Annotated in this window: 4 protein-coding genes; 2 read left to right on the forward strand and 2 right to left on the reverse strand. The window is 35.5% G+C overall.

Annotated elements, in window-relative coordinates:
• Positions 1–48: 48 nt before the first annotated feature.
• The gene (locus GKP30_RS20445; protein WP_216831322.1) at positions 49–1,665 is read right to left on the reverse strand and encodes an acyl-CoA dehydrogenase family protein; all 1,617 of its coding nucleotides are present in this window, start codon (positions 1,663–1,665) and stop codon (positions 49–51) included.
• A gap of 494 nt (positions 1,666–2,159) precedes the next feature.
• Between GKP30_RS20445 and zwf the strand changes: the two genes are divergently transcribed.
• Together zwf and GKP30_RS20455 are read left to right on the forward strand one after the other, a co-directional pair.
• On the forward strand, positions 2,160–3,647 hold the full coding sequence (zwf, locus tag GKP30_RS20450) for a glucose-6-phosphate dehydrogenase (RefSeq protein ID WP_328703191.1): 1,488 nt from the start codon (positions 2,160–2,162) through the stop codon (positions 3,645–3,647).
• A 16-nt stretch (positions 3,648–3,663) separates the two neighbouring features.
• Entirely contained in the window at positions 3,664–4,284 is a 621-nt protein-coding gene (locus GKP30_RS20455) for a cyclase family protein (protein WP_216831324.1), read from the forward strand.
• A gap of 240 nt (positions 4,285–4,524) precedes the next feature.
• Here the strand turns inward: GKP30_RS20455 and gndA are convergent, their stop codons facing one another.
• Complete coding sequence (gene gndA / locus GKP30_RS20460; protein ID WP_216831325.1) at positions 4,525–5,937, reverse strand: NADP-dependent phosphogluconate dehydrogenase; 1,413 nt, start codon at positions 5,935–5,937, stop codon at positions 4,525–4,527.
• Positions 5,938–6,608 lie beyond the last annotated feature (671 nt).

Below are 6,608 nucleotides of genomic sequence, written 5' to 3' on the forward strand. Positions count from 1 at the left end.
ACTTCACTCCACTAAAGGTGCCTGGCACCTTCAGTGGAGTGAAGTTTTTTAATATACAGAATTGAGTAGTTCCTTCGGCAAAATATCGTCGTCATTGATGTTAACTAAAATATCCTCTTGGAACATCAAGTAAAACTCTTCTAGAAATTGCGTCCATTTTTTGGCTACTCTAATGTTACTTTCATTTGGATATGCATATAAATCTGCTTCTAACAGTAATTTGAGTTCATTAGCAAGGCCGTTAATTGTTTCTGTTGAGCGGTTAGGTAAAACAGCTCCTATGAAAAGATGAGGTGTACACCAGCTCATCGCTTTTTTCAAATCACGATAGATTTGTGCAAGTAGGACATTTCGTGGACCTTCCCATAATTCGTTGACCATCGCATCTCTAAATAAACGGGGAATTGCAGAAAAATCTTCTATAGCTCCATGCCCCCCAAAGATAGAAATAGCTGTTCGAAGATGGTCAATAGTTTCCTTTGTGACAAAGACTTTTTGGAGTAAAATTAATTCACGGATGACAAATTGATTAAGTTTATCTTGAGATGTTAGATTTGATTTAGTCAAATTTTCATACTTGAGATATTCATTATGAATATGAAAGGCGGACACAGTTGCCCGCTTAGCCGCATCTTCTAACTCTTGAAGTTGAGCTTTTGCGAGTGGAAATTCATTAATTTTACGTCCGAAAACGTCACGGAAATTTGCATAAAGAACTGCTTCTCTAGCTGCACGCATTATAAATGCAGCTGAGCCAAATCCAATATCTAGGCGTGAACGTGTTAGTACAATACTAACTGCAATTGCCACACCCCGTTCAATAGGCCCAACACGATAAGCTTTCGCCCCTTCATAATTGATTTCTCCAGAAGGTAATTCACATGTTCCTAATTTTCGTTTTAATCGATTGACCACATGGCCATTTCTCCTATCTTTCAATTCATTTTCATAAGTAGGTACAACAAAGCAGGCAACATGATCGGTACCTTGTACACGAGCAGTTACTACAGAATAGTCTGCATGAGTTGCAGAGCAGAAAAATTTATTGCCGTATAGTCGGTAATAATCTTTTTCAGGTACTGCTTCTAATTGGTTAGCGGGAATATTTGATCCGCCTTGAATTTCTGACATAAATTGAGCGCCAACCGCAAAGTCACCCTCTATTCCTTCTTTTGAATGTAATAAAATATTCTTTAATTCAGGGTGAAGCTCATCTTCATACGTTTCAAGTAAAGCGACTAAACCATCCGTACAAGCGAGAGGACACATAAGACCAGCTTCGCCGTTATGGTGAAGAAGATATCGCTTTAGTGTTCGATCACTTTCGCTCGTACTTGCTGAAAACAATCCATGAGCAAAAACTTCCTTCTCCATTAATTCTAATTGATGAGGACGGACAATTTCGTCTATACGATGGTTATGTGCATCAAAGTGTAGCAGCCTTGGTTGGTTCTCAACCCGAGCATTTTCCTCAGTCATTTTTCTCCAATGATTTGATACTTTGTTAGAGAACGCTTTCATTTCTTCTGTTTCATAAATTCTAGAACCATTAGTGAAATAATCAAGAACATTGTGTAGGAAGGGGTTTTGTAAATGATTGAGTTTGTTCCGTGCCTCAAGAAAACGATCAAAGGAATAGGTTGTTTTTTTGGTTGTTGTATCCATTTTTATCAAACCTTTCTAAATAGTCTAATAATTCTAATTTTAGGTTTAGTTGTAGATTGTGTCAACGTTGTTTTTTAAAATAAACAATGTTTACATCATCTGTGATATGCAGAGGTTATAAAATTAATTTAATATAAGAAAAAAGCGGACAAATTGATTGATTTTAACAATCCGCTCGACTAAAATTGAAATGTTGTGTCTTAATTTAAGACTTATTCTGTAGATATGACATGATAATTTCATCTTAGTAGGGGAAATTAATTGAAAGATGAAACAATATGTTGTTTTCAGTCAAACTAGTAACAAGAGTGGAAAATTAGGAATGATAAATCTCTTAATAATGGCTGTGTTAAAGTGAAGGTTAATATTAAATATTAGGGGACTTTTTGAGATGAGATTTTCTACGAAATTTCTTAAAACCTTTTTATCAGTCAAAATCAACACAATAACATAACATAAGTCTAATAAATAAAAAAGTGAAAGATAAGAGAGGCATATTGATGAACACAAAACCGAAATCTACATTAGTTATATTTGGAGCAACTGGTGATTTGGCTAAAAGAAAGCTTTATCCATCAATTTTTAACTTATTTAAAGGAAGAAAATTATCTGAAGAGTTTGCTGTCGTTGGGTTAGGGAGAAGGTCTTGGTCAAACGAAACTCTTCGTGATACAGTAAAACATTCACTAGGGGAAAATGAGAATGAAGAGCTTATCGAAAAATTTTGTGAGCATTTCTATTACCTGCCATTTGATGTTCAAGAAAAAAATTCATACCATGAATTAAATGATCTGTTAAATGAGTTAGATATAAAACACCATATTCCAGGCAACCGAATTTTCTATATGGCGATGGCACCCGAGTTTTTTGGAACAATTGCATCTAACCTGAAGTCAGAGGGGTTAACGGATACGAACGGTTGGACAAGATTAATTATTGAAAAACCATTTGGTCATGACTTACCGTCTGCGCAACAATTAAACCGTGAAATTCGTGAAGCTTTTTCTGAAGATGAAATCTACCGAATTGATCATTATCTAGGGAAAGAGATGGTTCAAAACATTGAGGTAATTCGTTTTGGTAATGCTATATTTGAACACTTGTGGAGTAATCGATACATAGAAAATATTCAAATTACATCAAGTGAAACATTAGGGGTAGAAGACCGTGGTGGGTATTATGAAAAGTCAGGTGCCCTTCGTGATATGGTACAAAACCATATGCTACAAATGGTATCCTTACTTGCAATGGATCCGCCATTAAGATTGACTCCTGAAGAAATACGTAGTGAGAAAATTAAAGTACTTCGTGCACTTCGCCCTATTCCAAACGAAAAGGTAAGTGACTATTTTGTCCGAGCTCAATATGGACCAGGTGAAATTGATGGTACTGAAGTTGCAGGCTACAGAAGTGAAAGTAATGTGGACCCTGATTCATACACTGAAACATATGTTGCTGGAAAGTTAGTCATTGATAGTCATAGATGGGCTGGGGTACCTTTCTATATTCGTACTGGTAAAAGAATGCGAGTGAAATCAACAGAAGTAGTCATTCAGTTCAAAGATCTACCAATGAATCTTTATCTTAATAAGGAAGAGAAAGTTCATCCTAACTTATTAATTATTCATATCCAGCCAGATGAGGGTATTTCACTAGTTTTAAATGGCAAGAAAATGGGTACTTCAGGTGGTAGTGTCCCTGTACAGCTCGATTATTGTAATGATTGTGTGGATGCAGGTAATACCCCAGAAGCCTACGAGCGTTTAATTTACGATTGTATTTTAGGGGATGCCACCAATTTTGCTCACTGGGATGAAGTGGACTTATCATGGACTTATATCGATATGATTTCCAAAGCGTGGGAAAGCCGAGATATTGATATTCATACTTATAAATCAGGCTCTATGGGACCAAAAGCTGCTGATGAATTGCTAGAAAAAGACGGTAACCATTGGTGGTCCATTAACGATATAAATAAATAGAAAGAGGTTTTGTAAAATGAAAGTGATTGATATTAGTGTACCCATTTATGAAGGTATGCCAGTATATAAAAATAAGCCAGAAAAACAACCGAAGTTACGTACTGAAACAAATGGTTATGTAACGGAGTCGCGTCTAGATTTAGATGTCCATTCAGGAACTCATGTAGATTCTCCGTTGCATATGGTTGTTGACGGCAAAACATTTGAGACGATTGAATTGGAAAAATTAGTTGGCCCTTGTAAAGTGTTTGATTTAACACATGTTGAAGACCGTATTACTGCTAGAGATCTAGAAGGTCTAGATATTGTAGCAAACGATTTTATTTTATTGAAAACGAAAAATTCTTTTGATGAAGAATTTAACTTTGAGTTTATTTTCTTAGCTGAAGATGGAGCGAAACTCTTAGCAGAAAAAGGAATTCGTGGAGTTGGAATTGATACTTTAGGAATCGAGCGTAGTCAAGAGGGACACCCAACACATAAAACATTGTTTGGACAGGATATAATAATTATCGAAGGATTACAATTAAAAGACGTTGAAGCCAAGGAATATTTAATGGTTGCAGCGCCTTTAAAATTGATCGGGACTGACGCATCCCCAGCTCGAGTGTTATTACTTGATGGTGTTACAGTTTAATAAATAAAAAATGATGACAAAGAAGTATTAAGGTTCATAATCAGCCCTAATGCTTCTTTTTTAGGTAACTCTATTCAAAAAGACTGCGGATAACTCTTTCATCCTCTTGTGCTGGTTTTCTTTATTGTTTTTGTTCAGAATAAGATAAGATGGTAGCGTTATTACATCCCATGCTCTCAACAATTGAGAAGAGAAAAAGAAGGCCTATCATCAATTGCGATGATAGGCTGTTTCTAGTATTTATTTTTCTAGCCAATTTGTGTGGAAAGTACCCTCTTTATCTATGCGTTGATACGTATGAGCACCGAAATAGTCTCGTTGAGCTTGTAAAAGGTTAGCTGGCAGTCTTTCACTTCGGTAACTATCGAAGTAAGAAAGAGCTCCAGATAAAGCTGGTACTGGTATTCCACTTTGCACAGCGAGTGAAATAATATCTCGTAGAGCACCTTGATATTGATTAGAAATATCTTTAAAGTAAGGATCTAGAAGTAGGTTATCTAACTTCGGATCTCGATCGTACGCTTCCATTATGTTTTGTAAGAAGCCAGCACGTATAATGCAACCATTTCTAAAGACCATTGCAATCTTACCATACTGAAGATCCCAATTATATTCCTCTGAAGCTGCTTTTAATTGAGCGAAACCTTGAGCGTATGAACAAATTTTACTGAAGTATAAAGCTTGGCGAATTGACTCAATAATCTCTTCTTTATTTCCTGTGAATTTTGGTTGACTTGGACCTGACAAAATACTACTTGCTTTCACTCGTTCTTCTTTCATTGCAGATAGGAAACGAGCGAATACAGACTCTGTAATAATTGGTAGAGGTACTCCAAGATCTAAAGAACTTTGACTCGTCCATTTTCCAGTTCCTTTTTGGCCTGCAGTATCGAGTATTAAATCAACGATTGCTTCACCAGTTTCAGGATCCTTTTTCGTGAAGATGTCTGCCGTAATTTCAATTAAGTAACTATCTAGTTCACCTTTATTCCATTCTGCAAAGATTTCATGCAATTCATGGTTACTTAAGTTCAGCCCTTCCTTCATCAAAAAGTATGCTTCACAAATTAATTGCATGTCACCGTACTCAATTCCGTTGTGAACCATCTTAACGTAATGTCCTGCACCATCTGGGCCAATATAAGTGCAACAAGGGTCACCGTCTACTTTAGCTGCAATGCCTTCCAACATAGATTGGACTAAATCATAGGCTTCTTTTTGTCCGCCAGGCATGATGGCAGGTCCTTTTAATGCGCCTTCTTCACCACCAGAAACTCCTGCCCCGATAAAGTGAATACCTTTTTCAGCAAGGTATTGATTTCGTCTCATCGTATCAACGAAATAAGTATTTCCACCATCGATTAAAATATCTTTTTCCGAAAGATAAGGTAATAATGACTCAATTGCTTTATCGGTAACGGCACCGGCTTGAACCATTAATAATATTTTGCGTGGGACTTCAAGTGATTGAACAAATTCTTCTATACTATATGTACCTACAATATTCTTCTCACTATGTTCAGTAGTAATATTCTTTACAGTTTCTGATGAGATGTCATAAATGGAAACAGAGTGCCCTTTACTTTCAAAGTTTAAAGCAAGGCTTTTTCCCATAACTCCAACACCTAAAACACCGATTTGTTGTTTTGACATTAAATTTTACATCCTTTCTATGTTCACTATCATGACGTTATCATGACAACATTAAAAATAATACCGAACTATTGTCTTTATGTAAAACGTAATTTCCTATTTAACAAAAACAATTTAGGAAGGGACTTAACCAGATAAATGTTCGTTTAGTATATATAGTTTGCTTTGTAGTTGATCTTTTATTACAAAAAAATGCACCCATCTCTAATATTAAGAGTAATTCGTTAACCTTTTTCTGCTGGTCGGGTGTGACCATAGAGTAAATGTCTAGAACAATACATTCAAATAGTATTCGGAGAATTGCTAACAGCAATCTTATTTAAAAATAAACATTATAAAGGAAGAAATGAAAAGTTGGGAGGTATTGGTTGAGGGAATCCTATTGATTATTAGTATAATTCTTGATATATTATTGTCTACCGCCGATGAGCGATCATATTTCGAAACATATCTTTATAAAAGTATTGCATAGTATAAATTTATTTGTTATGATATATTTTGTCGCTATGAAAGTTGAACTGAAAGATAACATTTAACTTTTTACCAAAAATTAGATGTTGATCAAAAGTTCCTAGCGTGGTAAGATATAATTCTTGTCGCTAACAACGACATAAAAAGTTCTTTGAAAACTGAACAAAAAGCCAAGCGAAATAAAGAGATACATGATATCT

It is taken from the genome of Alkalihalobacterium elongatum, from assembly GCF_019024285.1.
GTDB lineage: Bacteria > Bacillota > Bacilli > Bacillales > Bacillaceae_F > Alkalihalobacterium > Alkalihalobacterium elongatum.

Bases quoted from the DNA above. Each gene is read 5' to 3' on its own strand.
- GKP30_RS20455 (WP_216831324.1), top strand. From the start codon at position 3,664: ATGAAAGTGATTGATATTAGTGTACCCATTTATGAAGGTATGCCAGTA.
- GKP30_RS20445 (WP_216831322.1), bottom strand. From the start codon at position 1,665: ATGGATACAACAACCAAAAAAACAACCTATTCCTTTGATCGTTTTCTT.
- gndA (WP_216831325.1), bottom strand. From the start codon at position 5,937: ATGTCAAAACAACAAATCGGTGTTTTAGGTGTTGGAGTTATGGGAAAA.